At 69.9% G+C, this 26,486-nt stretch carries 23 protein-coding genes and 1 pseudogene; 10 read left to right on the forward strand and 14 right to left on the reverse strand.

The features are described 5' to 3' along the window. Nucleotides 1–264 precede the first annotated feature (264 nt). The 5 genes and pseudogenes from OO68_RS43890 to OO68_RS10620 all read right to left on the reverse strand — a co-directional run bounded on the left by OO68_RS43890 (nt 265) and on the right by OO68_RS10620 (nt 5,226). Nucleotides 265–544, reverse strand: a pseudogene (locus OO68_RS43890) (type II toxin-antitoxin system PemK/MazF family toxin). A 489-nt stretch (nt 545–1,033) separates the two neighbouring features. Continuing rightward, nucleotides 1,034–1,684: a TetR/AcrR family transcriptional regulator gene (locus OO68_RS10605; RefSeq protein WP_033307950.1), complete on the reverse strand. Its 651-nt coding sequence runs from the start codon at nt 1,682–1,684 to the stop codon at nt 1,034–1,036. Between the two features lie 156 nt (nt 1,685–1,840). Beyond that, entirely contained in the window at nt 1,841–2,578 is a 738-nt protein-coding gene (locus tag OO68_RS10610; protein ID WP_033307951.1) for an EthD domain-containing protein, read from the reverse strand. Between the two features lie 107 nt (nt 2,579–2,685). Next, entirely contained in the window at nt 2,686–3,972 is a 1,287-nt protein-coding gene (locus tag OO68_RS10615) for an MFS transporter (RefSeq protein WP_051814575.1), read from the reverse strand. A gap of 312 nt (nt 3,973–4,284) precedes the next feature. Then, on the reverse strand, nt 4,285–5,226 hold the full coding sequence (locus OO68_RS10620; RefSeq protein WP_033307953.1) for a LysR family transcriptional regulator: 942 nt from the start codon (nt 5,224–5,226) through the stop codon (nt 4,285–4,287). A 127-nt stretch (nt 5,227–5,353) separates the two neighbouring features. Between OO68_RS10620 and OO68_RS10625 the strand changes: the two genes are divergently transcribed. The 8 genes from OO68_RS10625 to OO68_RS48275 all read left to right on the forward strand — a co-directional run bounded on the left by OO68_RS10625 (nt 5,354) and on the right by OO68_RS48275 (nt 12,451). Continuing rightward, nucleotides 5,354–6,349 carry a fumarylacetoacetate hydrolase family protein gene (locus OO68_RS10625; protein ID WP_033307954.1) on the forward strand — a complete coding sequence of 332 codons (996 nt, stop codon included), beginning with the start codon at nt 5,354–5,356 and terminating at the stop codon, nt 6,347–6,349. After that, nucleotides 6,346–7,311 carry a cyclase family protein gene (locus OO68_RS10630; RefSeq protein ID WP_033307955.1) on the forward strand — a complete coding sequence of 322 codons (966 nt, stop codon included), beginning with the start codon at nt 6,346–6,348 and terminating at the stop codon, nt 7,309–7,311. The genes OO68_RS10625 and OO68_RS10630 overlap by 4 nt, the downstream gene beginning before the upstream one ends. Before the next feature lie 23 nt (nt 7,312–7,334). Then, on the forward strand, nt 7,335–8,456 hold the full coding sequence (locus tag OO68_RS10635; protein WP_033307956.1) for an FAD-dependent oxidoreductase: 1,122 nt from the start codon (nt 7,335–7,337) through the stop codon (nt 8,454–8,456). Nucleotides 8,457–8,527: 71 nt separating this feature from the next. Further along, nucleotides 8,528–9,529 carry an amidohydrolase family protein gene (locus tag OO68_RS10640; RefSeq protein ID WP_033308038.1) on the forward strand — a complete coding sequence of 334 codons (1,002 nt, stop codon included), beginning with the start codon at nt 8,528–8,530 and terminating at the stop codon, nt 9,527–9,529. Nucleotides 9,530–9,533: 4 nt separating this feature from the next. Beyond that, nucleotides 9,534–10,466 carry a VOC family protein gene (locus tag OO68_RS10645; RefSeq protein ID WP_033307957.1) on the forward strand — a complete coding sequence of 311 codons (933 nt, stop codon included), beginning with the start codon at nt 9,534–9,536 and terminating at the stop codon, nt 10,464–10,466. A 106-nt stretch (nt 10,467–10,572) separates the two neighbouring features. Then, nucleotides 10,573–11,550 carry a fumarylacetoacetate hydrolase family protein gene (locus tag OO68_RS10650; protein ID WP_033307958.1) on the forward strand — a complete coding sequence of 326 codons (978 nt, stop codon included), beginning with the start codon at nt 10,573–10,575 and terminating at the stop codon, nt 11,548–11,550. Then, entirely contained in the window at nt 11,547–12,314 is a 768-nt protein-coding gene (locus OO68_RS10655; protein ID WP_033307959.1) for an SDR family NAD(P)-dependent oxidoreductase, read from the forward strand. The genes OO68_RS10650 and OO68_RS10655 overlap by 4 nt, the downstream gene beginning before the upstream one ends. Before the next feature lie 8 nt (nt 12,315–12,322). Continuing rightward, complete coding sequence (locus OO68_RS48275; protein WP_280922483.1) at nt 12,323–12,451, forward strand: hypothetical protein; 129 nt, start codon at nt 12,323–12,325, stop codon at nt 12,449–12,451. A gap of 123 nt (nt 12,452–12,574) precedes the next feature. Here OO68_RS48275 and OO68_RS10660 read toward each other — a convergent pair whose 3' ends face one another. Next, nucleotides 12,575–14,083, reverse strand: coding sequence for an MFS transporter (locus OO68_RS10660; RefSeq protein WP_033307960.1), 1,509 nt, complete (start codon nt 14,081–14,083; stop codon nt 12,575–12,577). Between the two features lie 109 nt (nt 14,084–14,192). Then, the gene (locus tag OO68_RS10665) at nt 14,193–15,407 is read right to left on the reverse strand and encodes an oxygenase MpaB family protein (RefSeq protein ID WP_033307961.1); all 1,215 of its coding nucleotides are present in this window, start codon (nt 15,405–15,407) and stop codon (nt 14,193–14,195) included. A 285-nt stretch (nt 15,408–15,692) separates the two neighbouring features. On the opposite strand from OO68_RS10665, the gene OO68_RS10670 reads away from it, so the two are divergent. Then, nucleotides 15,693–16,358 carry a TetR/AcrR family transcriptional regulator gene (locus tag OO68_RS10670; RefSeq protein ID WP_051814576.1) on the forward strand — a complete coding sequence of 222 codons (666 nt, stop codon included), beginning with the start codon at nt 15,693–15,695 and terminating at the stop codon, nt 16,356–16,358. 427 nt (nt 16,359–16,785) lie between these two features. Here the strand turns inward: OO68_RS10670 and OO68_RS10675 are convergent, their stop codons facing one another. Genes OO68_RS10675 through OO68_RS10690 form a run of 4 tightly spaced genes read right to left on the reverse strand, consistent with a single transcriptional unit; the run spans nt 16,786 to nt 20,554 of the window. Beyond that, complete coding sequence (locus OO68_RS10675) at nt 16,786–17,454, reverse strand: response regulator (RefSeq protein WP_033307962.1); 669 nt, start codon at nt 17,452–17,454, stop codon at nt 16,786–16,788. Next, nucleotides 17,451–18,767, reverse strand: coding sequence for a sensor histidine kinase (locus OO68_RS10680; protein ID WP_033307963.1), 1,317 nt, complete (start codon nt 18,765–18,767; stop codon nt 17,451–17,453). The genes OO68_RS10675 and OO68_RS10680 overlap by 4 nt, the downstream gene beginning before the upstream one ends. Nucleotides 18,768–18,791: 24 nt before the next feature. After that, nucleotides 18,792–19,625 carry an ABC transporter permease gene (locus OO68_RS10685; RefSeq protein ID WP_033307964.1) on the reverse strand — a complete coding sequence of 278 codons (834 nt, stop codon included), beginning with the start codon at nt 19,623–19,625 and terminating at the stop codon, nt 18,792–18,794. Next, the gene (locus OO68_RS10690) at nt 19,625–20,554 is read right to left on the reverse strand and encodes an ABC transporter ATP-binding protein (RefSeq protein WP_033307965.1); all 930 of its coding nucleotides are present in this window, start codon (nt 20,552–20,554) and stop codon (nt 19,625–19,627) included. Before OO68_RS10690 ends, OO68_RS10685 begins: the two co-directional genes overlap by 1 nt. A 769-nt stretch (nt 20,555–21,323) precedes the next feature. Between OO68_RS10690 and OO68_RS10695 the strand changes: the two genes are divergently transcribed. Further along, nucleotides 21,324–23,549, forward strand: coding sequence for an MMPL family transporter (locus OO68_RS10695; protein ID WP_033307966.1), 2,226 nt, complete (start codon nt 21,324–21,326; stop codon nt 23,547–23,549). Nucleotides 23,550–23,725: 176 nt separating this feature from the next. Here OO68_RS10695 and OO68_RS10700 read toward each other — a convergent pair whose 3' ends face one another. The 3 genes from OO68_RS10700 to OO68_RS10710 all read right to left on the reverse strand — a co-directional run. Continuing rightward, nucleotides 23,726–24,673 carry an expansin EXLX1 family cellulose-binding protein gene (locus OO68_RS10700; protein ID WP_051814577.1) on the reverse strand — a complete coding sequence of 316 codons (948 nt, stop codon included), beginning with the start codon at nt 24,671–24,673 and terminating at the stop codon, nt 23,726–23,728. A gap of 283 nt (nt 24,674–24,956) precedes the next feature. After that, complete coding sequence (locus OO68_RS10705) at nt 24,957–25,979, reverse strand: LacI family DNA-binding transcriptional regulator (RefSeq protein ID WP_033307967.1); 1,023 nt, start codon at nt 25,977–25,979, stop codon at nt 24,957–24,959. 313 nt (nt 25,980–26,292) lie between these two features. Beyond that, nucleotides 26,293–26,486, reverse strand: a 194-nt coding sequence (locus OO68_RS10710) for a glycoside hydrolase family 48 protein (RefSeq protein ID WP_033307968.1), incomplete at its 5' end; no start/stop codon positions are given.

The following is a 26,486-nucleotide window of genomic DNA, read 5'->3' on the forward strand; positions in this document are numbered from 1 at the left end:
CACCAACCCTGCCCTAATCTGATGATGCGTCAGCAGAGTGAGCAAGCTTGGCGGCCACCGGATGGGTTCCGGCTTGGTGAGTGACCGAGTCGCGCGCCGGAAGCGGGGGCTTGGTACTTGGCCAGTCGTCTTGTGGGAGTTCCACAGTGTGGACCTCCAGCCGTAAATCGTGATCTTGCTGGTGGGGGACGCCGCGGAGATGGCCGGCGCCGATCATCTGGACGAGATCGCCCACACCATCGGCGGCCTCCGTCCCATACCCGCTTACTCCAGTCCACCGCGGCGGAGGGCATCCTTCATCTCGCTGATCTTCGCGGCTACCGTCGTGGTCCACTCCTGTGGCTGTCCAGCAACACTGAGGGCGTCCTCAATCTCCCTGAGCTTCCGTGGCGCCCACGGCCACTTCGACGCCCAGACCGCTGATGTCGACCCCCGCCGGAGCGGCAACCTGCATCGCCCGGAGCCCGGACGCCTCGTCTCCCGGCAGCAGCACGACCGGCCGTCGCTCATCGAACTCGACCCACCAGACTTCGCCGTGTTGCATATGTCCTCCCGGCGCGATCTGCGGTGAGGGCGCTGTGAACGGGTGCGGCCACCGTTGATCATCGGTGTCTGAAGACTGAAGATCATATGGTGGCCGCGGGTCGCAGCGTAGACCGCGCCCGGTGGCAGGGGTCATTCGAGGGCCTGATGCAGCGGATCGCGGGCTTGAACCCCAGCGCGCGGTGCGGGACGTGGTCCTTGGGCTGCTCTCGGGCCCGCCGCGCAAGAACTGCGGGCGGCCGCGCCCCCTTCCGGCGGTTTGTCCGATACGGTCCGCCCCCCGGGCAGGAACACCGTGCCCGTGCCGATCACCACGCCGTCTCCGGAACCTGTGACAGCCCCCCAGAGTGCCGCACGCTAGAGCAGGCCGCGCCGGCCGCCGCCTGCCCTGCTCCAGGCCGGACTCGCTCGCATTCGCCGGGACGGCGGCGTCAGCGACCGCCGGGAAGGCGTTCGGGATCTCGAACGCGTCGGTTTCAGGTGGGACGGATCAACCGCTCGACAGATCTCCTTCGTTGAGAGCATGAGGTACGGCGACCATCTCCATGCGACCGCTGGCGAGGGCCAGCGTGGAGGAGATCAAAGCCTGCAGACAGGAGAGTTCCGCCTCGTCGTCGGGGTGTGTCAGGTGCTGCAATACGAGTCCGTCGAATCCGGCGAGGAAGAACCGCGCAATCGTCCTCGCCGGCTGTGCGAGCTGCTGGCCTGCGCGGTCGGCCGCGTCCGTCACCAGCTCCGATGTCACGCTGAGGACACCGAGGTTGTGCGTTTCGAGTGCCTCGCGGAGATGGGGCGACCGGAGCGCGAACATGGTCAGTTCGGTGAGCAGTTGATAGCTCCTCGACTGGTTGCGCACCGTGCGCCACAGGGCGGCAGCTAGCACGCCCACGGTTTCCTCGAAGCCGGCGCCGTCGGGTGCGGCCTGCCGCACCTGACTCTCCATCTCCTGGGTCAGGTGCTGGATGACCGCGCGGTACAAGTCCTCCTTGGTGCCGAACGTGTAGTGCACCGTGGCCTGCGCCACGCCGAGCTCGGCGGCGATCGCACGGGTACTGCCGGCAGCGACTCCCTCTCGCGCCATCAGGTCAATGGCCGCCTTGATCAACTGAGGGCGGCGTTCGGCCGCTGAGACATGAGCCATGCGCCTACCATACCGACTTAATTGCTCGAAGGAGTCACTCGAACAACTCGGATCATCGCAGGTCGAAGGGTGGAAATCGGATTCGACATCGACCGGCGACTCTTCCAGGCCGCCCAGCTACCCAGGCCCTGCGAGCCCCGCGCAGTGCGGAGCCGATCAGAAGACGGTCACCTCGCGGCTGTAGAGGGCGAACGAGCGGGACGGGTCGTAGAAGTCGCCGATCCCGGCGGACAGCTCCCGCAATGAACGTTCGTACGAGGGGAAGTGGGTCAGCGCTTCCTCCGGGGAGTCGTAGTACAGGGCGGCGACTCCTGTGTACGCGGGTTCGCCCGCGGCGCCGAAATGGCGCAGCGCCCTCTCGGCCCCCGGCATCTGCCGGTGCTGGACGTACCCCCGCAGTACCTTGTCCTGGGACTCCGCGTTGAGCACCTCTTCGTGGGCGGCCTGCCACCGCTCGGTGACGTCGTCCCGGCCAGGCCCTTCGGCTTTGTGGACGAAGTGGAGTACTTTCACGTGGCTTTCGCCCGCATCGGATGCCGGCGGGGCGATGAGTACCGCGGGGCGGGTCAGCAGCGCCAGGGCACTGGGCAGGTCGTTGAAGTGGGCGCCGTCGGGGCCGATGACTTCGCGTGAGTACGGGTCGGACATCGTGGCGGTCAGGGCCTCCATGTTCTCGAAGTGCAGTTCGGTGACGGAGTCCCGGCCGAACTCGGTCAGGTACGTCAGGTCCCCTTCGCTGCCGAAGGACGCGTCGAAGACGTGGTTCTGTACGTAGCGCCGAATCCGGAGGGGGTTCGCGGCGGCCAGGGATCCGTGCACGTGGTGGAGGTAGTGCAGGAATGCCTGATGGGTCATGCCCGGCCGGCGACGGATGGCGGCGATCAGGGTCAGCATGTCTCTCCGATGGGACGAGTGGTACGAGCGGTGATCGGCATCGCGGGGATGTCCGCGATGCCGATCCCGACGGTGTGGTTCTCGCGGCCGATCGGCGCCGCGGCACGTCAGCCCGCCATCTGCCGGACAGGCTCCGGGGCGGTACCGGTCCGGCGACGCCGGGCCGCGAGGCCGAGTGCGGCGGTGGCGACGGCCCCGGCGAGGGCGAATACGCCCATGGCCCCCGCAAGGGTGCCGACGGCGGAGGCGAGGGCGAGTGCCACGAGCGGGCACAGGAACTGACCGAGGAAGAAGGAACCCGTCCACAGGCCGATGCCGCGACCGCGGTCGGCGTAGTGGAGCTTGGACATGGCGAAGGTCAGCAGGCTCGGCAGCATGAGGCCGCCGCCCAGGCCGTTGATCACGGCTCCGAGGGTCAGCACGACGGGGTTGGGGGCGACCCAGACCACTGCGAAGCCGACAGTGCAGAGGCCGAAGGCGGTCGGCAGCCAGGCTTGCGGGCTGCGGCCGACCTTGGTGAAGACGATGGCGCCGATCACGATCGCGGCACTGGCGGCGGCGGTGGCCAGTCCGATGATGCCGGTCTCGGTCACGTCCATGTCGTCCAGGAGGAACGCCATCTCCACCTGGAGGGTGTAGAAGAGGACGGCGCCGAAGACCGTCAGCGCGCAAGTGCCGGCCAGCGGACGCCAGGGGAAAGACCGCCTGGCCATCTGATCCGAGACGGTGGGGGAGGGGGAGTTCGCGTGGTCGTCCGGTCGGGGCCGGGGAAGAAAAGCGGCCATGGCGGGGGCCAGCAGCAGGCTCACGGCGTAGGCCCAGAACGGTGCGCGCCAGCCGGCCGATCCGGCCGCGCCGCCCAGCACGAAGAAGGCCGTCGCGGAGATCGAGGCGCACATCGTCTGCATCGCGAGGTAGCGATCGCGCTGCCGGCCGAAGTAGTAGTCGCCGATCAGTGTGGTGCAGCAGGTCATGATGGCGGCCTCGGTGATGCCCACGAGGGCGCGGCTGGCGACGATGGCGCCCAGGGAGTCCAGCCAGAGGGGGGCGGTGCCGAGGATCGCGTACAAGACGGTCGCTACGACGAGCAGGCGCTTGCGGCCCAGTCGGTCGACGAGCACGCCGGCGAAGGGCGCCAGCAGCGCCAGCGCCAGAGCGGGGATGGTCAGGGCGATGGGGACGAGCGCGTCGACGCCCGGCACACCCGCGAAGTGGTCCTGCATCTGCGGCAGGACCGGGGCGATGAGCACGGCGCCCAGGATGGGCAGACAGGCCCCGGCCATCAGCAGCGTGAGGCGAAGCCGATGGCCGGGGCCGGACACGGTCTGCTCGGCCGGGGAGTCCGCTGCAGCCTTGGACGGTGGGGGCGGGAGCGGGGGCACGGGTGCAGGCATGCGGGAACTCCACGGGGCGTGTCGGAAGGGGGCGGGATGGTGCGGCCGTCGCGGTCGGGTCACCCGGTGTCCGTGGCAGGCTCGCGACGGGGGTGCCGATGCCGCCGGGCTGCGCCGGCAGGTCGGCTGCCAGGCGCTGTGCGGTCCCGGCAGTGGGCGAGGGTGCGGCTCCGGCAACGGGTGAAGGTGCGGCTCCGGCGCCGGATGGAGACGACTATGAGCCAAGGCACAGGTCCTGCCTAGCCCCTGTCCGATCGAGATCGAGGATGTGGATCATCCGGGTCCTGGATGCCGGACACCTGTGGGAGCCCGCTATCTCGGTGCGACCGCGGCGATACGGCCGGGCTGGGAAGCCGCCAGCTCCGCTCCGACGCGGGCCGCGGTCTCCCGCAGCCAGATGTGGGCCGCGTCGTGGGTGTGCACCGGGTGCCACCACAGTGCCTCCTGGAGAGGGACCGCACCGTAGGGCGGTTCCATGAGGCGTACGGCGGCCACCCCGCTCAGCAACTCGGCCAGGCGCTGCTGCACCAGGGCGATCCGGCGGGTTCCGGCGACCAGGAAAGGCAGCGCCTGGAAGCTGTCGGCGAAGATTTCCACACGGGGATCGACGCCGAGCATGCTCAACTGCCGTGCGGCCGGAGCGTCGTAGGCACGCTGGTAGACGACCCAGGGCAGCCGGGCCAGGTCGTCCATGGTCAGCTGGTCGCCGACCTCGTCATTGGCCTCGGCGACCAGGAAGGCCCAGCGGTCGGTGAACAGCTCGACAGCCGGGAAGCCGCTGATGATGCCGTGCGGCATCAGAAGAGCGTCGGCCGTGCTGAGCAGCGTTGCCGGGTCCTCAGTGACGTCGGTGGGCGTCTGCTGGAAGCGCAGTCGCACCCCTGGGGCCTCGGCGTGCACGGTCCGGGTGAGCTCGGCGCCGAACACGGTCAGGGCGTAGTCGGAGGTCAGCACGGTGAACTCGTGCTCCTCGCTGCCCGGGGCGAAGTCGGCCCTGCTGCTGAAGACCCGTTCGAGCAGGTCGCAGGCGGTCGAGGTGCGGTCCAGCAGGGCGAGGCCGAGCGCGGTCAGTTCGTAGTGTTTGCCGGCGCGGGAGAGCAGGTCGTCGTCGAAGTGGCGGCGCAGGCGGGCCAGGGCCGCGCTCATCGCCGGTTGACTGAGCCCGACGCGCTGCCCGGCGCGGGTGACGTTGCGTTCCTCCAGCAGGGCCCGCAGAGACAGGACGAGATTGAGATCGAGACCGGAGAGGGACACGACGCCTCCAGAACGAGGCCGCTCGCAGCGGCATTCACGCAGCGGATGATCAACATCTAAAGAATCTATTTCCCAGATTAGAGGGGAGGGGTCAGATTGGTCCCACCGCAATCTGGAGGACATTTCCGTGAAACCCGCAGCCGCTTCCACGTCCTTCTCCGGACCTTTCGCCCTTGGCTTCCTCTCCGCCCCTGACCAGGCCCCCTTCCCCGGTGTCCTGACCCCTGACGGGCGCGTGCTGGACCTGCGCCAGACCCTGGCCTGGGAGCCGCCCGATCTGCGCGCCGTCCTGGAGCGCTGGGAGGAGGCCCTCCCCGTCCTGCACACCCTCGTGCACGAAGAGGCCCTGGACTGGCGGCCGCTGGAGGGACTGCGGGTGCATGCGCCGGTCGAGCCCCGCCAGGTCTTCCAGTCCGGCGCCAACTACCGGCAGCACGTCATCGACCTGGAGGTCGCCCACCGCTCCTCCGACGACCCACGCACCGTGGAGGAGGCGCGCGCGGAGATCGCCGCGGTCATGGACCAGCGGGCGGCCGAGGACCTGCCGTACGTGTTCATCGGCCTGCCCGGTGCGATCACCGGCCCCTTCGACGACGTCGTCCTGCCCTCCTGGGCCGAACAGCCGGACTGGGAGCTGGAGCTGGCCGCCGTGATCGGCAAGCCCGCCCACCGGGTGACGGTCGAGGAGGCCCTGGAGTACGTCGCCGGCTACACGATCGCCAACGACCTCACCGACCGCGCCACCGTCTTCCGCCGGGACATGAAGGCCATCGGCACCGACTGGCTGCGCTGCAAGAACGCCCCCGGCTTCACCCCGCTCGGCCCGTGGATCGTGCCGGCCGGGTCGATCACGGACCCGGGTGACCTGCGGGTCACGCTGAAGCTCAACGGCGAGACCATGCAGGACGAGTCCACCAAGGACATGCTCTTCGGCATCGCCCGGCTGGTGTCGTACATCTCCCAGACCTCCCGGCTCCTGCCCGGTGACCTGGTGCTCACCGGCAGCCCGGCCGGCAACGGCATCCACTGGGGGCGGCTGCTGCGAGACGGCGACGTGATGGAGGGCTCCATCACCGGGCTGGGCGTGCAGCGCACCTGCTGTGTGGCGGAGAAGGTGTCATGAGTCCGGACCGCCATGACCCCGAGGGCGCGATCGCCGAGGCCGCCAAGGCCTACTCCAACTGGGGCCGTTGGGGCGAGGACGACGTGCTCGGCACGCTCAACTTCCTCGACGAGAACAAGCGCCGTGAGGGCGCCGAACTGGTCCGCCGGGGAGTCGGCTTCTCCCTCTCCCAGCGGTTCGACGTGAACGGCCCGCAGAAGGGCTGGCGCCGCCGCACCAACCCCGTGCACACCATGCTCGACACGGGCACGGACGCGGCGCTGGGCAACCAGGGCTTCCCGCACGGTCTCGGCGGTGCGGACGACGTGATCGCGATGCCCCTGCAGTGCTCCACCCAGTGGGACGGGCTCGGGCACATCTTCGACCACGGCAAGGCATGGAACGGTCGGGCGGCCGAGAAGGTCGTCACCTCCGACGGCGATCTGGTCACAGGCATCGAGCACATGGCGCCGCACGTCGCCGGGCGCGGAGTCCTCCTCGACGTCGGCCGGGTGATCGGCGGCGCATCCGGAGAACTGCCGGACGGTTTCGCGATCACCGAGGAGCACCTGACCGCGACGGCCGAGGCGCACGGCGTGGCCGTCGGCCGCGGAGACATCGTCGTCGTCAGGACCGGGCGGCTGTCGCGCGCCCGCCGTGAGGGGTGGGGCGACTACGCGGGCGGAGACTCTCCCGGTCTGTCCTTCACCACCGCCGACTGGCTGCACCGTACCGAGATCGCCGCCATCGCCACCGACACCTGGGGATTCGAGGTTCGGCCGAACGAGTTCGAGGGCGCCTTCCAGCCGCTGCACCAGGTCGCCATTCCCAACATGGGCCTGCTGATCGGCGAGATGTGGGACCCCGACACTCTCGCGGACGACTGCGCTCGCGACGGCGTGTACGAGTTCTGGCTCACCGCCGCCCCGCTGCCCATCACCGGAGCCGTCGGTTCCCCCGTCAACCCCGTCGCCGTCAAGTGATCCGACCAACAAAGGAGTTGGCCATGGAAAGAAAGCGGGTCCTGGTCATCGGAGGGGGCACCTCCGGCAACGTCATCACCGTGCTGCTGCGGCGGGCCGGCATCGACGTCGACCTCGCCGAGGTCAAGGAGGACTGGAACGTACGCGGCTCCGGCATCACCCTTCAGGGCAACGCCCTGCGCGTGCTGCGCGAGATCGGCGTCTGGGACGAGGTCAGCGAGAACGGCCACTGCTCCAACTCCCTGGGCCATACGGCGCCCGACGGCACCGTGCTGCGCGTCATCGAAACCGTTCGCACCGGCGGAGACGACCTCCCCGCCACCTTGGGCATGCAGCGACCCGTGCTCCAGCGCATCCTCGTCGAGGCCGTCCGCGCGTCCGGCGCGAACGTCCGGCTCGGCACCACCGCCGAAATCCTCACCCAGGACGAGGCGTCGGTGACCGTCCGCCTCAGTGACGGCACCGAGGGCCGCTACGACCTCGTCGTTGCCGCCGACGGCCTGCACTCCGCGACCCGCGCCGCCATCGGCATCGACGCCGAACCCGAACCGACCGGCATGGGCATTTGGCGTGTCCCGGCACCCCGTCCGGCCGGAGTGGACCGCAGCGTCCTCTCCCACGGAGGGCCCTGCTACATCGCCGGCTACACGCCCACAGGCAAGGACACGATCTACGCCTATCTGGTGGAGCCCAGCCGCGACCGCGGCACGATCCCGGCCGAATCCTACGCGCAGGAGATGCGCCGCCTCTCCAAGAGCTACGGCGGTGCCTGGGACGAGATCCGCGACTCGATCACCGACCCGGCGCAGGTGAACTACACCTGGTTCGAACGGATGCTGGTCGAGGGGGCCTGGCACCGGGGCAGGGTCGTCCTCGTCGGTGACGCAGCGCACTGCTGCCCGCCCACGGTGGCCCAGGGCGCGGCGATGGCGCTGGAGGACGCGTGGGTGCTGTCCCAGCTGCTGACCAGCGGATCCGCGTGGGGCGAGGAACTGCTCAGGCGCTACTACGAGCGGCGGATCGATCGGGTCCGGTCGGTCGTCGAAGCGTCCGTGCAGATCGGGCAGTGGCAACTCGACGGCGTGCCCGGTGATGTGCCCGGGCTGATGGAGGCCACCATGACCGGGCTCAAGGAGCTGCCGTGACGGCCCTCCCTCCCTCGGAGTTCGCCGGGCGTTGGCCCCGGTCCGACCACCGCCCCTCGTCGAGCGCTGACGTGCGCCGCCCCCCGACCGTCGACGTACACGCGCACATCTTGATCCCCGACGTCGAGGCGCTGGTGTCGGAGCTGCCGGGACTGGCGGAGGTCCGGGCCCTCGACGCCCGGCGCAACGGGCCCGCCGCCCTCGCCGTCAACGGCCCCATGGTCCGCGAGCGCATCCCGAAGATGACCGACGTCACGGTGCGGCTGGCCGCGATGGACGCGCAGGGCGTGGACGTCCAGCTGGTCAGCCCCTCCCCGTCGCACTACCACTACTGGGCTGACGAGGAGACGGCCGAGAAGGTCTACCGGCTCGCGGGCGAGGCGACGGCCGCGCACTGCGCACGGGCACCCGACCGGCTGCGGGGACTCGGTCTCGCCCCCCTCCAGCATCCGGAGCAGGCCGTGCGTGCCCTCGAACACGCCCTGGACCAGGGCCTTCTGGGTGTCGAGATTTCCAGTCACGCACCGGGCCGCGAGTTGTCCGACCCCGCGTACGAACCCTTCTGGACCCGGGCCGAGGAGACGGGCGCGATCCTCTTCCTGCACCCCTTCGGCTGCACGCTCGACGAGCGACTCGACCAGTGGTACCTGTCCAACACCGTCGGCCAGCCCACCGAGAACGCCGTCGCGCTGTCCCACCTGATCTTCTCCGGGGTGCTCGACCGGCACCCGGAGCTGAACGTGATCGCCGCGCACGGGGGCGGCTATCTGCCCACCCACATCGGCCGCTCCGACCACGCCTGGTCGGCCCGCTCCGACGCGGCCGCGGGCTGCGCCCAGCTGCCCAGCAGCTACCTCAAGCGCCTGTACTTCGACTCCCTCGTCCACGACCCGCACGTCTTGCGGGCGCTGATCGGCGCGGTCGGAGCCGACCGTGTGCTGCTCGGCTCCGACTTCCCCTTCGACATGGGCACCGAGGACCCCGTCGGCGCACTGCGCGCCGCACGCCTACCCGACGACGACTACCACGCCGTGCGCGGTGGCAACGCCGCCGCCCTCCTTCTGAAGGACTGACATCATGCGCCTGCTCACGCATCTGCGTCACGTCGACCTCGCCGTGCCCGACTACGACAAGCAGCTCGACTTCTACGCCGGCGTCTGGGGCCTGACCAAGGTCGCCGAGGACTCCGGTATCTCCTTCCTCGCCGCCGAGGGCAGCCCCGAGCAGTACGTGGTGCGGCTGCGCGAGGCCGAGGAGAAGCGCCTCGACCTCGTCTCGTACGGCGCTGCGAGCACGGCGGACGTGGACACCCTCGCCGAGCAACTCCTCGCGGGCGGAGTGCAGTTGGTCTCCCAGCCGGGCAAGATCGACACACCCGGTGGCGGCTACGGCTTCCGCTTCTTCGACATCGACGGACGCACCATCGAAGTCTCTGCCGATGTGGACGTGCGGCAGCACCGCAAGATCGAGGAGAAGGAGGCCATCCCGGTCAAGCTGTCGCACGTCGTGCTGAACTCGCCGGACCTCGACAGGACCCGCGAGTGGTACGAAACCCACCTCGGCTTCCGCCACTCCGACACGCTCAGCTCGCCGTACGTCGGTGACGTCATGCACTTCATGCGGATCTCCAACCAGCACCACTCCATGGCCATCGCCAAGGGCCCACACACCTCCCTGCACCACGTCTCCTTCGAGATGCGCGGCCTGGACGAGTACATGCGCGGCTCCGGCCGCGTGATGCGGGCCGGCGTCCGCAAGATCTGGGGCCCCGGCCGGCACATGGCGGGCGACAACACCTTCACGTACTTCCTGGACCCGCACGGCAACACCGTCGAGTACACGACGGAGTTGGAGCATCTGGACGAGGACACCTGGCACCCCCACGTCTACGACTTCTCCCAGCCCGAGGTCACCGACCAGTGGGGCACGGCGAACCCGATGAACGAGCTGATCGCCAAGGAGTCGTTCAACGACGTCGACCGCGGCGTGTTCGTCGCCCCGCCGGTCTGATCCTCCTCGAACCCCGGGGACGCGGTGGCCCTGTCACCGCCCTGACGCCCTTGCCGCGTCCCCGGCTTCCACCGCTGTCGAACACCGTCGGAGCCTGGAGCCGTGCATGCGTTTCGCCACCTATGAACACCGACACCAGCGCCGGGTCGCCGTCGTTGAGGAGGACGGCACCCTCCACCCGGTCCCTGGGGCGCGCTCGCTCACGGAGCTGATCAGCCGCGGCGACGGACTCGACGCGCTGCTGCGCGCCGGCGCCGCCACGCTGGACGTCCCGCCGGGCCCCCACGTGTCCGAGGTGCGGCTGCTGCCACCGCTCCAGCCGCCCACCGTGCGGGACTTCGTCACCTTCGAGGAACACGTCGAAGGAGTACGGCGATCCGTCGACGGGGACGGCGGCGGCGGGGTGCCCGAAGCCTGGTACGACGCCCCGACGTTCTACTTCACCAACCCGTACGCGGTCATCGGCGCCCACGACGACGTCCCGGTGCCGCCGGGCAGCGAGGTCCTCGACTTCGAGCTGGAGGTCGCCGCGGTCATCGGCAGGGAGGGGCGCGACCTGACTCCCGACCGGGCGAGGAACCACATCATCGGCTACACGGTCTTCAACGACTGGTCGGCCCGAGACCTCCAGTCCCGCGAGATGCAGGTCCGCCTCGGCCCGTGCAAGGGCAAGGACACCGCCGCCACCCTCGGCCCGTACCTGGTCACCGCCGACGAACTGGAGCCGTACCGCGACACCGACGGCTTTCTGCGCCTGGCGCTGACCGCCTCGGTGAACGGCGAGGTCGTCGGCAAGGACCTGCTGTCCAACATGAGCTGGACCTTCGAGGAGATGGTCGCCTACGCCTCGCGAGGCACCGTCGTCCGCCCCGGCGACGTGCTCGGCTCCGGCACCTGCGGCAACGGCGGCTGCCTCGCCGAGCTGTGGGGCGTCCGCGGCGAGCAGTCCCCACCCCCACTGAAGCCGGGCGACACCGTCACCCTCACCGTGGAAGGCATCGGCACCGTCTCCAACACCGTGGTCGCGGGCGGGATTCCGGAGCCATTGCCGACCGCCCGGCGCCGCACCCGGGAGCGGCCGTGAGCGATCCGCGCCCCCAGAGGCTCCTCGGCAAGGTCGTCGTCGTCACCGGCGCCGCGCGCGGCCAGGGCGCCACCGAGGCCGAGGCCCTGACCCGCGAAGGCGCCCGCGTCATCGCCACCGACGTGACCGAGGCCCCCGGCTGCCGCCACCTCGACGTCACCGATGAGGAGCACTGGGCGGAGCTGGCCGCCGAACTGAGGGAGTCGTACGGCCAGGTGCACGGCCTGGTCAACAACGCGGGCATCACATGGCGCGCCCGCCTCGACGAAGTGACACCCGATGACTTCGCCCGAGTCCACGCCGTCAACGTCACCGGGCCGCTCCTTGGCATCCAGCACTTGACGCCGCTGATGCCGCCCGGCTCGTCCATCGTCAACGTCGGCTCCACAGCCGCTCTCACCGCCCACTACCCGGTCGCCTACACGACCAGCAAATGGGCACTGCGCGGCCTGTCGAAGACCGCGGCCACGGAGCTCGGCCCGCGCGGCATCCGCGTCAACACGATCCACCCCGGCTTCATCGAGACCGAGATGACCGCCTCCGCCGCCCCTGCCTTCCGTGAGGCGAACATCCGGGAGACCCCGCTCGGCCGCACCGGCACGGTGGACGAGGTCGCCCCGCTCGTGGTCTTCCTCTTGTCCGACGAGTCCTCCTTCATCACCGGCGTCGAGATCCCGGTCGACGGCGGACTCACCACACACGGCGGCGTCAAGTCCATGTCGGAGGCATTGAGTTCGTCTGCTGCGAGCTCGGTGGCGAACTGAAACGGCTGGTGGGCAAGGCGGTCCTGGTCCCGGCCCGGATGCTGCCCGCTTACGACAGCGGGGATCATCTGCACCCCAACGACGCCGGAATGGCGGCCATGGCGAACGCCGTCGATCTGTCCATGCTGCGCCAGTGACCTGAGTCGGAGATCGTCCGGGTGCCCCTGACTCGGCGCGGCCGCAGAAGACCGGCGACACAGGGTCGCCGAAAGGGCCGGACCGCCCCGGGATACCAGGTCGGTCCGGCCCCTGTCCGGATGTCACATGTGTACGACGGGGGCGGCATCCGGGTCCTGCTCCGGTACGCCGCGTCGGTAGAGGATGACGCTGATGACCAGGCCGACGCCGAAGAGGACAGCTGACCACCAGTAGGCGGTGGAGTAGGCCTCCAGGCCCGCCTGGGCCTGCACGGCGGCATTCCTTGGGTCCTTGCCGGCCAGGTAGTCGGTGGCGGCACTGGTGGCGAGAGTGTTGAGCAGGGCGGTGCCGATCGAGCCGCCGACCTGCATCATGGCGTTGACGGTGGCGGAGGCGACTCCGGAGTGCTCGGCGTCCACGCCGTCGACGGCCAGGCTCATGGCAGGGGGCATCACCAGGCCGAGGCCGAGACCCACCACGACCAGAGTCGGCAGGATGTCCCCGACGTAGGAGCTGTGCAGGTCGAGGGCGGTCATCCAGACCATGCCCGCGGCGGCCAGGCCCATGCCGAGCGGCACCACCGGCTTGGGGCCGATGCGGGGGATCAGCACGCTGGTGGCGAGGGCGGAGGTCACCATGAGCGCGCCGGTCATGGGCAGGAAGGCCAGCCCGGTCTCGATGGGCGTGTAGCCGAGGCTCTGCTGCAGGTAGTAGGTGAGGAAGAGGAACACTCCGAACATGCCGGCGCCGCTGATCAGCACGGCGATGAAGGAGGCGCCGCGGTTGCGGTCGAGCAGCACGCGCAGGGGCAGCAGGGGATGGGAGGACCTGGTCTGCCACACGGTGAACGCGGCGAGCAGGACGACTCCGGCGACCAGCCAGCCCCATGTTTGCGGCGAACTCCAGTCATGACTCTCGGCGTTGGCGAAGCCGTAGACCAGGCTGAACAGGCCGCCGCCGACGAGGATGGCACCGGGGATGTCGAGGCTGGTGGTCTTGTCGCGGGCCGTACGGCTCAGAAGGAGGACACCTCCGACAAACGCCGCACCGGCGAAGACGAGGTTGACGTACAGGGTCCACCGCCAGTCGAGGTGCTCGGTGAGCACACCACCGAGCAGCAGACCTATGGCACCGCCGGCGCCGGCGATGGCGCCGTAGACACCGAAGGCCCTGGCGCGCTCCTTGGAGTCGGTGAACGTCGTGGTCAGCAGCGACATCGCGGCGGGTGCGAGCAAGGCCCCGAACAGGCCCTGACCGACGCGCGCGGCGACCAGCATCTCGAAGCTGTTCGCGGCGCCGCCCAACGCGGAGGCCCCGGCGAAGCCGACCAGGCCGACCAGGAAGGTGATCTTGCGGCCGAACAGGTCGGCTATGCGTCCGCCGAGAAGCAGCAGGCTGCCGAAGGCGAGGGCATAGGCGGTGACGACCCACTGCCGGTCGCCGTCGGAGAAGCCCAGGTCCTTCTGGGCCGAGGGCAGGGCGATGTTCACGATCGTCGAGTCGAGCACCACCATGAGCTGGGCTACACCGATGACGGTGAGAATCCACCAGCGATGGCGAGGTGGCGCGCCGGAGGACGGGAGCGGGGACACAGTGGCCGTGGCCGGTGTGCCGAGGGAGGTTTGTGACATGACGAAGTCTCCAGAGAACGTGGGCAGAGAGGAGGAACGTGCGGGGATGTGATGCGGACGGCTGCTTCGTTGGAGCTCGTCATTGATGCGGTCGTTGATCGCGCAGCCGTCAGGCCGCCGGCGTGCCTGAGCGATGGACTCCCGCGTGCTGGAGAGCGACACCGAGAGGAAGAACAGCCGCGATCGGTTCGGATTCGGTCCCGGGCTCTTCGGCGGCCTGTCGGCGGGCCGCCCGGGCCGAAGCGGGGGAGAAGGTCTGCCAGTACCGGGCCTGGCGGTTCAGGGTGCTGATCAGCGGCATGAGGTCGGTCGCGGCCGGGACGTCGCGGATGCCCAGCCGGTCCGCTGCGGTGATCCTGAGGGACTGCCGGAGCACGCAGTGGATGAGGTCTTCCAGTTGCTCCTCGGACAGGACCGCGCCCGGCGCGTGAGCCGTGGCACGGGCCTGTGCGCCGATCAAGGCGGCTGTCGCAGCGCGTGAGGCGTCATCGGGTGCGGCCGTCATGGTGCTCAGCAGGTCCTGCAGACGGCGGGCGCCGGCGTGGTCGGTGACGTCCTTGTACAGGCTCTCCTCGAGCCCCAGGAGATGGGCGACGTAAGACCAGTACTGGTAGAGGTGGCTCTCCTCCTCGGCGGTGATCTCGATACCGACGGCCGTCAGGGCCTGGAAGCCGGTGAGGGTGAAGCCGAGCCAGGTACGTGCCATGTCGAGCTGACCGATCGGCAGACCCTGGACGCCCATGTTCCAGTCCGTGAGGGACGCGGCCCGCATGCGGGCGTGGCGCAGCCGGGTCTCGACGGTGGCCACGTACCCCGGCCCTCCGCGCAGCAGCCCGCCCGGCCGGATGGTCTGCCGCGCCCACACCCCGGTCTCCGTGAGCCGGCGCGAAACGGTGGGCATCGGCCTGTCGGTCGGTGTCAGCAGCCGTGCCGTGGCGGGGGAGGTGCAGGTGTGGGCCAGCGCACCGGTGATCACGCAGAGACCGAACCACAGGGGCGGGACGGACAGACTCACGGCGTCGCCGCGATGGAGCATCAGGGGGTCGACCCGGGAAGGGGTCGTCTCCACGTGCTTCAGCAGCGCCGCGACAGCTTCCGGGGGCCGCTCGTCGAGGCCTGCCAGCCCCTTCCTCAGACCGCCGTCGAGAGCCTGCCGTGCCTTGGCGCCGTACAGGTCCAGCTCGGCGATGACGGCATCGGCAAGCGGATCCCCGGCGGTGAGCAGCGGCGCCATGCGGTCTGCCTCCATGGAGGGCCGGCGGCCCACGGCTTCCAGGTCGATCACTCGTTCGGAGGGAGGGTGGGGGGTGTGGTTCGCGGTCATGTGGCTCTCACTTCCGAGAGGGTGCGACCGGGGCGTCGGACGCACTCGGTTCCCCGAGCCGGTCGGGGCGGCGGGGTGTCCGCGCGAACACCCTCTGACACCTGTCAGATTAATAGCAATCTGACGGGTGTCAAGTAAGCTCTTCTCGTGAGACCGGAGCCGGGCTGCGGGCAAACCTCGCAGGCAGTCGGGTAAGGCCACTTCGGGAAGAGCACGAGGACTCACCGACGAACGACCCTGTGAGGCACGCCGCGCAGGCACGAACCAGCAGTCATGGAGGCAGTGATGGGAGCACGAACCGAGTCCGTCCGGCGGCCGGGGCGCCCCGGTGCCGGCACTCCGGCGGTGCCCGGGGAGGAGAACATCCTCCAGCGAGGCCTCGAGGCCTTCGCGGAGCTGGGCTACGACCGTGCCTCCGCACGTGAACTGGCCCGCCGCCTGGGCGTCAGCCACAATTTCATCAACGACCGGTACGGGTCGAAGGCAGCCTTCTGGCGGGCGGTCATGGACCATGCGCTGGAGCTGCAACTGGAGCGCCTGCCGCAGGTGGATTCCGGGATCGACGACGCCGAGCGGCTGCGCCAGATCATCACCGGCTTCTACCGCACCGCGGCGGACACGCCGTTGATCGGACGCATCTTCGTCGACGAGTCGTCACGGGACACCGAACGGCTGGACTATCTGTACGAGCGTTTCGTCGCTCCGGTCCTGCAGCTCATGACGCCCAGCATCGAACGGCTCGTCGCCTCCGGGCGCATGGCCCCCATTCCGATGGACGTGCTGTTCTTCGCCGTCGTCCCGCCCGTCGCGGGAATGGTGGAGGGTCCTCTGGCGCGGCGCCTCGGCCGACCCGAACCCGCTTCGTCGCAGCAGCTCACGGACACGGCGGAGGTGATGGCGACGCTCGTGGTCAACGGACTCCTCGCGACGGGTGCACCGAGGGACCGGTGAGCTCGGCCGGCGGCCTGTCCGGCGCACTGTGGGAGCTCTCTCAGGATCGCTGCACAGTTCGGACGGTTCGATCTGCCGCAGCCGGACCCGACAGCCGTTTCGCCCCCCAGAGGGCGACACCGTCCCCGCTCGGCACGGACGGCGTCGGCCACCGTCCGGATCCGCCGTCGGTGGCGGTCACCGCGTGCCGATCTCCGGCACCTGCTACGCGGCGGTCACCGGCGTCAGGTACTTCGGTGCGACAGCCGTCCCCTTCCGCAGGCCACGGGCACCGGTGACCAGCGGTTCGGGTATCCGTGCAGGAACCGTTCGCCGAGCCGGACAACGAGCGGGTGCTGCGCGAGCAGTTGCGCCGCCCACCGGATGCCGACGTCCGCTCCGGCCCGCGGCTGACGGCTCCGAGCGGCCCGCGGCAGGCCTCGGCCGGCTACGACTTGGCTCTGACCAGACCGGAGTCGTACGCCGTGATGACCGCCTGGATGCGGTCGCGGGCGCCGATCTTGGCGAGAACGCGGCCTACGTGCTTCTTGACGGTGGATTCGGTCAGGACGAGACGCTCGGCGATCTCGGTGTTGTTCCAGCCCTTGCCGATGGCGACGAGGACTTCGCGTTCGCGATCGGTGAGGGTCTTCAGGCGGGGGTCCTCGGCGGGTGGGCTGTCCGCGGGGGCCAGGACCCGGTGGGCGTAGGCGTCCAGGAGGCGACGGGTGAGGCGGGGGGAGACCACGGCGTCGCCGGTGGCAACCGCGTGGATACCGGCGACGAGTTCCTCGGGGCGTGCGTCCTTGAGCAGGAAGCCGCCGGCGCCTGCGCGCAGGCCTTCGTAGGCGTACTCGTCGAGGTCGAAGGTGGTGACGATGAGGACACGGGTGCGGCCGCCGGCGGCGATGATGCGTCGGGTGGCCTCGATGCCGTCCATGCCGGGCATGCGGATGTCCATGAGGACGACGTCGGGGCGCAGTTCGGCGGCCATGCGGACGGCCTCGGCGCCGTGTGCCGCCTCGCCGACCGGGGTCAGGCCGGGAGTGCCCTCCAAGAGCATGCGCACGCCCATGCGTTGCAGGGGCTGGTCGTCGGCGATGAGGACGGTGGTCATGGCTGATGATCTCCCGGGGGGACGTCGAGGACGACGTCCACGAGCCAGCCGTGGCCGGTGGCAGGCGGGCCGAGGGTGACGGTGCCGCCATACATGGCGGCCCGCTGGCGGATGCCGACGAGACCGTGCCCGGCGTCACCGGACTGTGCCCCGGCGGCTGCGCCGGTGTCGGCTACCTTGATGTGCACGGTGTCGGTCTCCTTGGTGACGGTGACGTCGGCCGTGGCACCCGGGCCGGCGTGTTTGAGGGTGTTGGTGAGGGCTTCCTGCACGATGCGGTACACCGTGAGCTGAACGCCGCTGCCGAGGGCATCGAGGTCGCCCATGGTCCGGTAGGTCACGGGCAGCCCCGCCGCTCGCACGCGTGTCAGCAGCGCGTCCAGGTCCCGGATGCCGGGCTGCGGGCCGAGCAGCTGTTCGTCCTGTTCATGTCCCCGCTCCTCACGCAGCACACCGAGGACCCGTCGGAGCTCGCTCATCGCCTGGCGGCCGGTGTCGGCGAGGATGCGCAGGGCGTCGGCGGACGTCTCGCCGCGGTTGGCGGCGAGAGTGGAGGCGCCGTCGGCGACGCTGACCATGACGGAGAGGTTGTGACCGACGATGTCGTGCATCTCGCGGGCGATGCGGGTGCGTTCGGCGGCGGTGGTGAGCCGGATGCGCTGGTCCTGCTCGATCTCCAGCCGGGTGGCCCGGTCCTCCAGTGCCGCGAGGTAGAGGCGGCGGATCCGTAGCGTCAGACCGATGGCGATGGCTGCCGTAGCCGTGCCCAGCAGGAAGAAGAGACCGAGGAAGGGGTGCTCGACAGGGGCCAGCACCCCCACCGCCAGGGACAGATCGGCCGCGGTGAGAGCGGCGGCCCAACCGAGCACGCGCAGTGATCCGTGCAGGGCAAGACTGTAGAGAGCGACGAGCGCGGCCATGCCGGTCTGCGGCCACACCCCCAGCGACCACTGGGCCAGCAACACGCCGGAGATCACCCAGTACGTGATCGCCGGGGTCCTGCGGCGCCACCACAGCGGTACGACGAGTGCGACGGCGAAGGCGACCAGCGCCGGTGTGGCCAAGTGGCTGCGGTCCGTCGTGTCCCCGAAGGGGCCGTGGCGACTGTGGGACAGCAGATCGGGGAGGCTGAGCAGGGCGACGACGAGGACGACCGCGGTGTCGAGCACCCACGGATGCCGCTGGTCCAGTCGGCGTCGGGCGCTCCGACCGCGCAGTATCCGGCCCAGGAGAGGGTGTGCCCAGGCGTCGGCGAGCCCGGGGGACGGCGTGGTGGCCGCCCCCCGGGCGATGGTCGCGGGGGCCTGTCTCATGATCCCACTGTCTCGCACCGCCGCTCAGGCGTCGCTCTTGAGGAGCCGCCATGCGGCGGCGGTGAGGGTGAGGGCCACCCACCCTGCGAAGACGGCGAGTCCCGCTCCCGGGGAGAGGGCGTCGGAGGACTCATGCAGGGCGTACATCGCCGAGCCCGCGTTGCTGGGGAAGTAGGGGTTGATGTTGTCGTAGAGGGAGTCGGGCAGCAGGGAGGCCAGGCCCGGAAGGATGAGCAGGACGCCTACCAGGACCGCGATCGCCCCGGCGCTGGAACGCAGCAGCACGCCCAGGGCCACACCCGCGACGGCGACCAGGGCGAGGTACAGGCCGGCACCGGCCAGGCTGCGCAGCACACCGTCGTCGCCCAGGGACAGGGCGATCTTCTCGTCGTCCAGGCCCAGGGTGCCCAGTTGGAATGCGGCCAGGGCGCCGAGCGTGGTCAGGACCAGGATGACGGCGCCGAGCACTGCGGCCTTGGTCCACAGGACGGGCAGGCGGCGGGGAACCGCGGTGAGGGTGGAGCGGATCATGCCGGTGGTGTACTCGCCGGCCGACAGCAGGACGCCGAGCACGCCGACGGCCAGCGACGCGAAGGTCACCCCGAGCAGGGCGAGGCTGACCGCGTCCTGCTCGCCGGAGCCGGGTCCGGGCGGTCCGTCCTGGGGGGCCGCGTCGGGGCTGTAGGTGGCGGAGGCGATCGAGCCGAGGGCGATCAGCAGGGCCACGGCGACGGCGAGGGTGATCCAACTGGAGCGCAGGGACCAGAACTTGGCCCACTCCGCGCGCAGCACCCGCGGACCGGTGACCTTGTACACCCGGGTGCCCGCCCGAGTGGGGGAAAGTTCGGTGACAGTCATCAGGCTGCCTTTCGCTCGGTCTCGACGGGATGGCTCTGGTACTCGACGACGTCCCTGGTGAGGTCCATGAACGCGGCCTCCAGCGAGACTGCCTGCGGGGTGAGTTCGTACAGTGCCACCCCGTGCCCGGCCGCGATCCGCCCGATCTCCCGGGCGTCGCGTCCGGAGACCAGGAGTTCCTCGGCGGACGAGGAGGAGATCGTCACGTCCGGGCCCGCCAGCAGCGAGCGCAGCCTGCCGGCCTCGGCGGTGACGACCTTCACGCCGCCTCCGCTCGCCTCCCGGGTGAAGTCGTCGACGGTCGTGTCCGCGAGTAGCCGCCCACGGCCGATGATCACCAGGTGGTCGGCGATCATCGCCGTCTCGCTCATCAGGTGCGAGGAGAGCATGACCGCCCGGCCCTCGTCGGCCAGCGAGCGCAGCAGATTGCGTACCCACAGCACGCCCTCGGGGTCAAGGCCGTTGACCGGCTCGTCGAGCATGACGATCGCGGGGTCGCCGAGCAGGGCCGCCGCGATGCCGAGCCGCTGGCCCATGCCGAGTGAGAAGGCTCCGACCCGCTTGTCGGCCACGCTGGTCAGCCCGGCCAGTTCGATGACCTCGTCGACCCGGCGGCGCGGAATGCCGTGCGTGTACGCAAGCGCCATCAGATGGTTGAACGCGCTGCGACCGGGGTGGACGGACCTGGCCTCCAGCAGGGTGCCGATCTCATGCAGCGGTGCCGTGTGCTTCGCGTACGACGTGCCGTTGACGGTGACCGAGCCCTTGGTGGGGGCGTCCAGGCCGACGATCATGCGCATGGTGGTGGACTTGCCGGCACCGTTGGGGCCGAGGAAGCCGGTGACCTCACCGGGCTTGACGGTGAAACTCAACGCGTCGACGACGGTCTTGTCGCCGTACCGTTTGGTCAGCTCACGCGCTTCGATCATGGGAGTGGGCCTTTCCCTCGGACTGGGCCGGGCGAGTGCCGCGACCTGCGCAGTCGACGTTAGGAGCGCGGCCCGCCCGAACCCTGGGACCAGGGGGGACACTTGATCGGCCGAGTGGTACCGCGGGTCCACTCGGCGCCGATCACCGGTACGCCTCAGGTATGACGCGTCGGCGGATGGGCGCTGGTCTGCGGCCGCCCACCGATCAGCCGCAGGACGCGCACCGCGCCGCGCGCACTTCATCCGGGTCCCGCCACGGCCGCACTCCGGCGCAGGGATCGTAGCCGCGACCTGGTCGACGGCTACCGCTGTCGTCACCCTGCCGGCCGAACGGGCCGCCCGGCCGGGGCGCGTCAGGATGACCCGCTTCGGTCTGGCCGTCGCGGCGGTCGGCTTTCCGGGAGCGAAAGCGGCGCTCGAACCGGTGACCCTGATCCTGGATCGTAACGCCCGCCGCTCACCCTCCAAGTGACGTTCTCGTACGACAAGGTCAGTGGCCCATGTCGATCGACGTGGGCCATCGACCCGGAAGAAGTAGCTGTTCAGGAGACCGAGCGGGGGGAGCTGAGTCGGGTCACACAAAGGACTTGTGCGTTCGACTTGAGCGAGTGATAAAGTCGATTGCATAGGCGGCGCCGAGTCGACACTCGGCGCCGGACCGCCCTTCCATGCCCTCAACCGATCGGCCGTGTGAGCCGACCCGCCCACTGCTCGACCGGCGGCCCTGTCGCGGCGTCCGGGAATCCCCTACCGACCTTGGGAGTTCGTCATGGCTGTCCTGCTCCACCGGCTGGGCCGAAGTGCCTACCGCCACCGCAAGCTGGTGCTCGGCATCTGGCTCGCGGTCCTGGCCGCGCTCATCACCTGCGTCGGCGTCTTCGGCAGCAAGCTCGACGACCGCTTCACCGTGCCGGGGACCGAGTCTCAGCGGGCCCTGGACACGCTCGGCAGGACGCTGCCCGAGGCATCAGGAGCCGCCGCCCAGATCGTCTTCACCGCTCCCGAGGGCCATCGCGTCACCGACGCTCCCTATACGGCGGCCATCGCCGGAGCCGAGACAGCAGCCTCCACAGCGCCCCAGGTCAGCGCCGTCATAGGCCCGACCACCTCCGGCGCCGTCTCGGCCGACCGGACCACCGCGATCGTGCAGGTGCAGTATTCGGTGCAGCAGCCCGAGGTGCGCGCCTCATCCCTGGAGGCGGTCGAACAGGCGGCCAAGGCGGCCGAGAGGAAGGGCCTCAAGGCCTTTGTGGGCGGCAGCGTCTACGGCAGCAAGGGTGTCCACATCGGCCCGTCGGAGATCGTCGGCGTCGGCGTCGCCCTGCTCGTCCTCGTCGTCACGTTCGGTTCCCTGCTCGCCGCGGGCATGTCGCTGCTGCCCGCGCTGCTGGGTGTTGCGGTGGGACTGACCGGGCTGCTCGCGCTCACCCCGGCGTTCAGCATCTCTTCCACGGCCGTCACGCTCGCGCTGATGCTCGGTCTGGCCGTGGGCATCGACTACGTCCTGTTCATCCTCTCCCGCCACCGCCAGCAACTCGCCCGCGGAACCGACCCGGAGGAGTCCATCGCGCTGGCCAACGGCACCGCCGGCAGTGCGGTCGTCTTCGCCGGCAGCACGGTGATCATCGCCCTCGCCGCTCTCAGTGTCATCGGCATCCCGTTCCTGACCACGATGGGCCTCGGCGCCGCCGGTGCCGTCCTCGTCGCCGTCCTGGCCGCGATCACCCTGCTTCCGGCTCTCACCGGCTTCCTCGGCGCCCGGCTGACGCCCAAGCCGGGCAGCAAGGCGGCCCGGCGGGCCGTCGACCCCGGCGAATCCGGGGGCAGGGCGACCCTGGGCGCCCGTTGGGTGAAGGCGGTCGTCGCCAAGCCCCTGCTGACCGTCCTGGCCGTCGCGGGCATCCTGGTAGCGCTCGCGCTCCCTGCGGCGGACCTGCGTCTCGCCCTGCCGGACAACGGCTCGGCGCCGGTGAGTTCCACCGAACGCAAGGCGTACGACGTGGTCGGCGACAAGTTCGGCCCCGGCTTCAACGGCCCGCTCCTGGTGCTGACCGAGACCGACAAGGGGCCGGGCGCGCAGGCGGGTGCTCAGACCGCGCAGAAGCTGCGGGATCTCAAGGGCGTCAAGGCAGTACTGCCCCCCGTGCCCACACGTGACCCCGCGCAGACCGTCATCCAGGTCATCCCCGAGACCGGCCCCGACAGCGCCCGCACCGGCCGCCTCGTCGGCGACATGAGGAGCGTGGCCCCGGACATCCGCGAGACGACCGGAGCGAGGATCGCGGTCACCGGAACGACCGCCGTCAACATCGATGTCTCCAACCGGCTCAGTGACTCCCTGCTGCCGTTCATGGCGATCGTCGTCGGCCTGAGCCTGATCCTGCTGACGATGGTCTTCCGCTCGCTGCTGATCCCGCTCAAGGCCGCCGTCGGATTCCTGCTGTCGGTCGGCGCCACGCTCGGCATGGTCGTCGCTCTGTTCCAATGGGGCTGGCTGGCGGACGCCTTCGGCCTGGACCACACCGGTCCGGTCGTCAGCTTCCTGCCGATCATCCTGATCGGCGTGCTGTTCGGACTCGCCATGGACTACGAGGTGTTCCTCGTCTCCGGGATGCGGGAGGAGTGGGTCCACACCGGCGTGGCCCGTGGGTCGGTGATCCACGGCGCGCGGCACAGCGTACGGGTCGTCACCGCGGCCGCCCTGATCATGTTCACCGTCTTCGCCGGCTTCTTCCCCCTCGACGACGCCCTGATCAAGCCCATCGCCTTCGCGCTGGCCGTCGGCGTGGCCATCGACGCCTTCGCCGTCCGCATGACCCTGGTCCCGGCCGTCCTCGCCCTCGCCGGACGACACGCCTGGTGGCTGCCCGCTTGGCTCGACCGCGTCCTGCCCGACCTCGACGTCGAGGGCACACGTCTGCAGAAAGCCGTATCCGAGGACAGCGAGCCCGCCTCTGTGCCCGAGCCCGCGTCGGTGCCCGAGCCGGTGTCCTGAGCCGGGTCGTGTCCCGGCCCCGCGGCGGCTGCACAGCGACGCTGTGCAGCCGCCCGGTACACCGCGCGGCGCCTTGCGTCGTCACGGTCCGGAACAGTCGGCCGCCCGGCGCGGCCGTCGCCCATGCCATCAGGACGTCGAGGGGTTCCGATGATGGCTTTGCGCGGGCGGAGGGATCAGTGCCGGGCGAACTGGACCTGGGTGGGCTGGACGACGTTCGGCCGCACCGTGAGACCGGTGATGGTCAGCCGTTCGCCGTAGATGTCGGTGATTCTGATCGCGCCGCCGCACCCGCTGCCATCGGCGGAGACGAAGTAGTTGTAGGCGGTGCGGGGCAGTTGCCGCCAGCCACCCGCGCCGCGGACCTCCAGCCGGCTGATCGGGTTTCTGTGGTCGATCGCCTGGATGGCACACCAGTGTTGGCTGGACCCGGTCTTGTACCTGATGGAGATCGTGCCGACCGTGCTCGGGCTGACCAGGCTCCAGGTGATGGGGAGCCGGCCGAGCTTGAGGTCGGCGAGTTCGGCGAAGGCCTGTTCACTGAGGTCGATCTGCCCGGGCGCGCAGGGCAGGGGGCACTCGTTGGTGATCCGTACCGTGATCGACTTGCCGTTGGCGGCCCGCACGAGCACGTACGCGCCGCACGCCCTGGACGTCTCGTAGTCGGTGGTGTTCATGGCCGCCACCATGAGGTCGGGGCTCGGACCGAACAGGCAGGCGCCGTCTCCGACACCGGCCTTGTAGGCGGTGGCCACGCCCTGGTAGGTCGTGCCGGGCTTGATCCGTCCTGCTGACGGCGCCGTGGTGGACGGCTCTCGCGAGGGCTGAGGGGTGTCTTTGGGTGACGGCGCTGCTTTTGTGGTGGTCGCGGAAGCCTTCGGGCTGGGGGAATCGGTCGGGCTCGCCGTCGCGCTCGGGGTGGCTGTGGCGGTGGCGGCCTTCTCCTTCTTCTGGGAGGTGGCGAAGGGCGCAGCCGCGGCAGGTCCCGCATCCGCGGTGCGGTCGGGTGACGATCCCATGAGCAGGTAGGCGAGAACGCTCACGGCGGTCAGCCCCACCGTGGTGCCCAGGATGAGCCTGCGTCTGTGTCTGCGCTGCCGCGCGGCCTGCCTTGGTGTGTTCATTTGCTGTCCGTTTCGGAAGATCGAGCCGGTGGTGCACTACGCAGTGGCAGCGGGAGGCGAAAAGGTTGCCGACTTTTTCTCGGAATCCATGCCGCCGACCCGGCGCAACGCCGTACAGAGCCAGATCCGCCACTTCACCTTCGCCTACCACGACGAGGCCCACCCGTTGCTGGACCCACCACGGGACCCCACTCGAAGCCGCATGACCCTCACAAAATCAATGCGGTGCTGCACCAGCCCTTGCGCGGCCGCCTTCGCGTGGTCCGGCGAGCGCCGATGGTGGTCAGGACGATGCACGGACAACGAGCTCGGTACGGAGAATGACGTGGCGCCAAGCCACGGACGGCTCTTCCATATCCTCCAGCAGGATGCGGATCATGGCCCGGCCGATGTCCTCCAGTGGCTGACGGACTGTGGTCAGAGGCGGCTCGGTGCGCTGGGCAAGCGGAAAATCATCGAAGCCGATCACGGCGACGTCATCGGGAACTCGTCGCCCCGCGGCACGCAGCGTCTGCAGGGCCCCCGCCGCCGTGGTGTCCGACGCGGCGAGGACGCCGTCGAGCTCAGGGTGCCGTTGGAGCAGTTCGGCCATGGCACGGCGCCCGCTGTCCTCCGTGAAGTCTCCCTCGGCGACCATGGTCTGTTGGTACTTCAGGCCCGCCAGCCCCAGGGCGTCCTGGTAGCCGCGCAACCGGCACTGGGCGGCGTACATGTCCAGTGGACCCGTGATGGTGGCGATCGACCTGCGGCCCCTCGCCAGCAGGTGGGAGACGGCGCTGCGGGCACCGCCCACGTTGTCGGCGTCCACGTAACTGATGGACTCGTCGCCCGACCTGCGCCCCAGCATCACGGTCGGCAACCGCGCCTCGGCAAGCATGTCCGGCAGCGGATCTCCCGCATGTACGGACATCAGCAACACTCCGTCGACCCGGCCACCGCGCGCGTATTCGAGGAAGCGCTGCCGCTCGGCGCCCGAGCGGACGAGGGTCAGCATCAACTGCATTCCCGTGTCTGCAAGCGCGTCCCCGAGCGAGCCCACGATCTCCGAAAAGAAGGGTTCGGCGAAGAGTCTCCAGTCGGGCTCCGTCAGGACGAGGGCGACAGCATCGGTTCCCCGCCCGGCCAGAGACCGGGCTGCGAGATTCGGGACGTATCCCAGTTCCTCGATGGCACGTTGTACGGCGTGCCGTGTCGACTCCTTCACTCCGGTGGCGTTGTTGATGACGCGCGAGACCGTGCCTCGCCCCACCCCGGCGCGAGCGGCAACCTCTTCCAACGTCGGCGTGCCGGGGCGTCGCCTGCCCATGACCACCTCCCCACGAGGTTACCGATCTTACGGGCCGCCGGAACCAGGCATGAGGATTATGCGCATGGCTCATGCTGTATCGGCCAGGACCACGTGGGGTCAGAGGGAGAGGGGTCGAGCAGGAGGTACGGAGAGCGCGCGTCCCGATCGGGAGCGCTCCCGGAAATTCGGGCCGACCGCTCGGTCCATTGGAGCCGGCGGGCAGAGCGGGGTACGAAGAAGCCGGACGGCCCCTTGTGCAGGTGGGGACCGTCCGGCCGGGTGACCCCGTCTCCCTTCCGACGGGGTCGCGTACGCGATCCTCAGCGAGGGGCTACTCCAGGAGTTCCGCGTACGAGCCCATGGCCAGGGCGATGTCCGCCTGGGCCCAGAACCGGTGGTACGTGAACGAGGGCACCGCACCGCCCGCGAGATAGCTTTCGATCTTCGACCAGGCCGGGTCGTCCTTGTAGAAGGAGCGGATCGAGTCGAACGTCGACGACGAGTTGATCGCGTCGCCGTTCGGCA

Source organism: Streptomyces iakyrus (assembly GCF_000717055.1).
GTDB lineage: Bacteria > Actinomycetota > Actinomycetes > Streptomycetales > Streptomycetaceae > Streptomyces > Streptomyces iakyrus.

Coding starts and splice junctions, on each gene's coding strand:
- OO68_RS10645 (WP_033307957.1), top strand. CDS start 9,534: ATGCGCCTGCTCACGCATCTGCGTCACGTCGACCTCGCCGTGCCCGAC.
- OO68_RS10700 (WP_051814577.1), bottom strand. CDS start 24,673: ATGAACACACCAAGGCAGGCCGCGCGGCAGCGCAGACACAGACGCAGG.
- OO68_RS10685 (WP_033307964.1), bottom strand. CDS start 19,625: ATGACTGTCACCGAACTTTCCCCCACTCGGGCGGGCACCCGGGTGTAC.
- OO68_RS10610 (WP_033307951.1), bottom strand. CDS start 2,578: ATGCTGACCCTGATCGCCGCCATCCGTCGCCGGCCGGGCATGACCCAT.
- OO68_RS10660 (WP_033307960.1), bottom strand. CDS start 14,083: ATGTCACAAACCTCCCTCGGCACACCGGCCACGGCCACTGTGTCCCCG.
- OO68_RS10690 (WP_033307965.1), bottom strand. CDS start 20,554: ATGATCGAAGCGCGTGAGCTGACCAAACGGTACGGCGACAAGACCGTC.
- OO68_RS10680 (WP_033307963.1), bottom strand. CDS start 18,767: ATGAGACAGGCCCCCGCGACCATCGCCCGGGGGGCGGCCACCACGCCG.
- OO68_RS10665 (WP_033307961.1), bottom strand. CDS start 15,407: ATGACCGCGAACCACACCCCCCACCCTCCCTCCGAACGAGTGATCGAC.
- OO68_RS10650 (WP_033307958.1), top strand. CDS start 10,573: ATGCGTTTCGCCACCTATGAACACCGACACCAGCGCCGGGTCGCCGTC.
- OO68_RS10670 (WP_051814576.1), top strand. CDS start 15,693: ATGGGAGCACGAACCGAGTCCGTCCGGCGGCCGGGGCGCCCCGGTGCC.
- OO68_RS10605 (WP_033307950.1), bottom strand. CDS start 1,684: ATGGCTCATGTCTCAGCGGCCGAACGCCGCCCTCAGTTGATCAAGGCG.
- OO68_RS10635 (WP_033307956.1), top strand. CDS start 7,335: ATGGAAAGAAAGCGGGTCCTGGTCATCGGAGGGGGCACCTCCGGCAAC.
- OO68_RS10675 (WP_033307962.1), bottom strand. CDS start 17,454: ATGACCACCGTCCTCATCGCCGACGACCAGCCCCTGCAACGCATGGGC.
- OO68_RS10615 (WP_051814575.1), bottom strand. CDS start 3,972: ATGCCTGCACCCGTGCCCCCGCTCCCGCCCCCACCGTCCAAGGCTGCA.
- OO68_RS10630 (WP_033307955.1), top strand. CDS start 6,346: ATGAGTCCGGACCGCCATGACCCCGAGGGCGCGATCGCCGAGGCCGCC.
- OO68_RS10705 (WP_033307967.1), bottom strand. CDS start 25,979: ATGGGCAGGCGACGCCCCGGCACGCCGACGTTGGAAGAGGTTGCCGCT.
- OO68_RS10695 (WP_033307966.1), top strand. CDS start 21,324: ATGGCTGTCCTGCTCCACCGGCTGGGCCGAAGTGCCTACCGCCACCGC.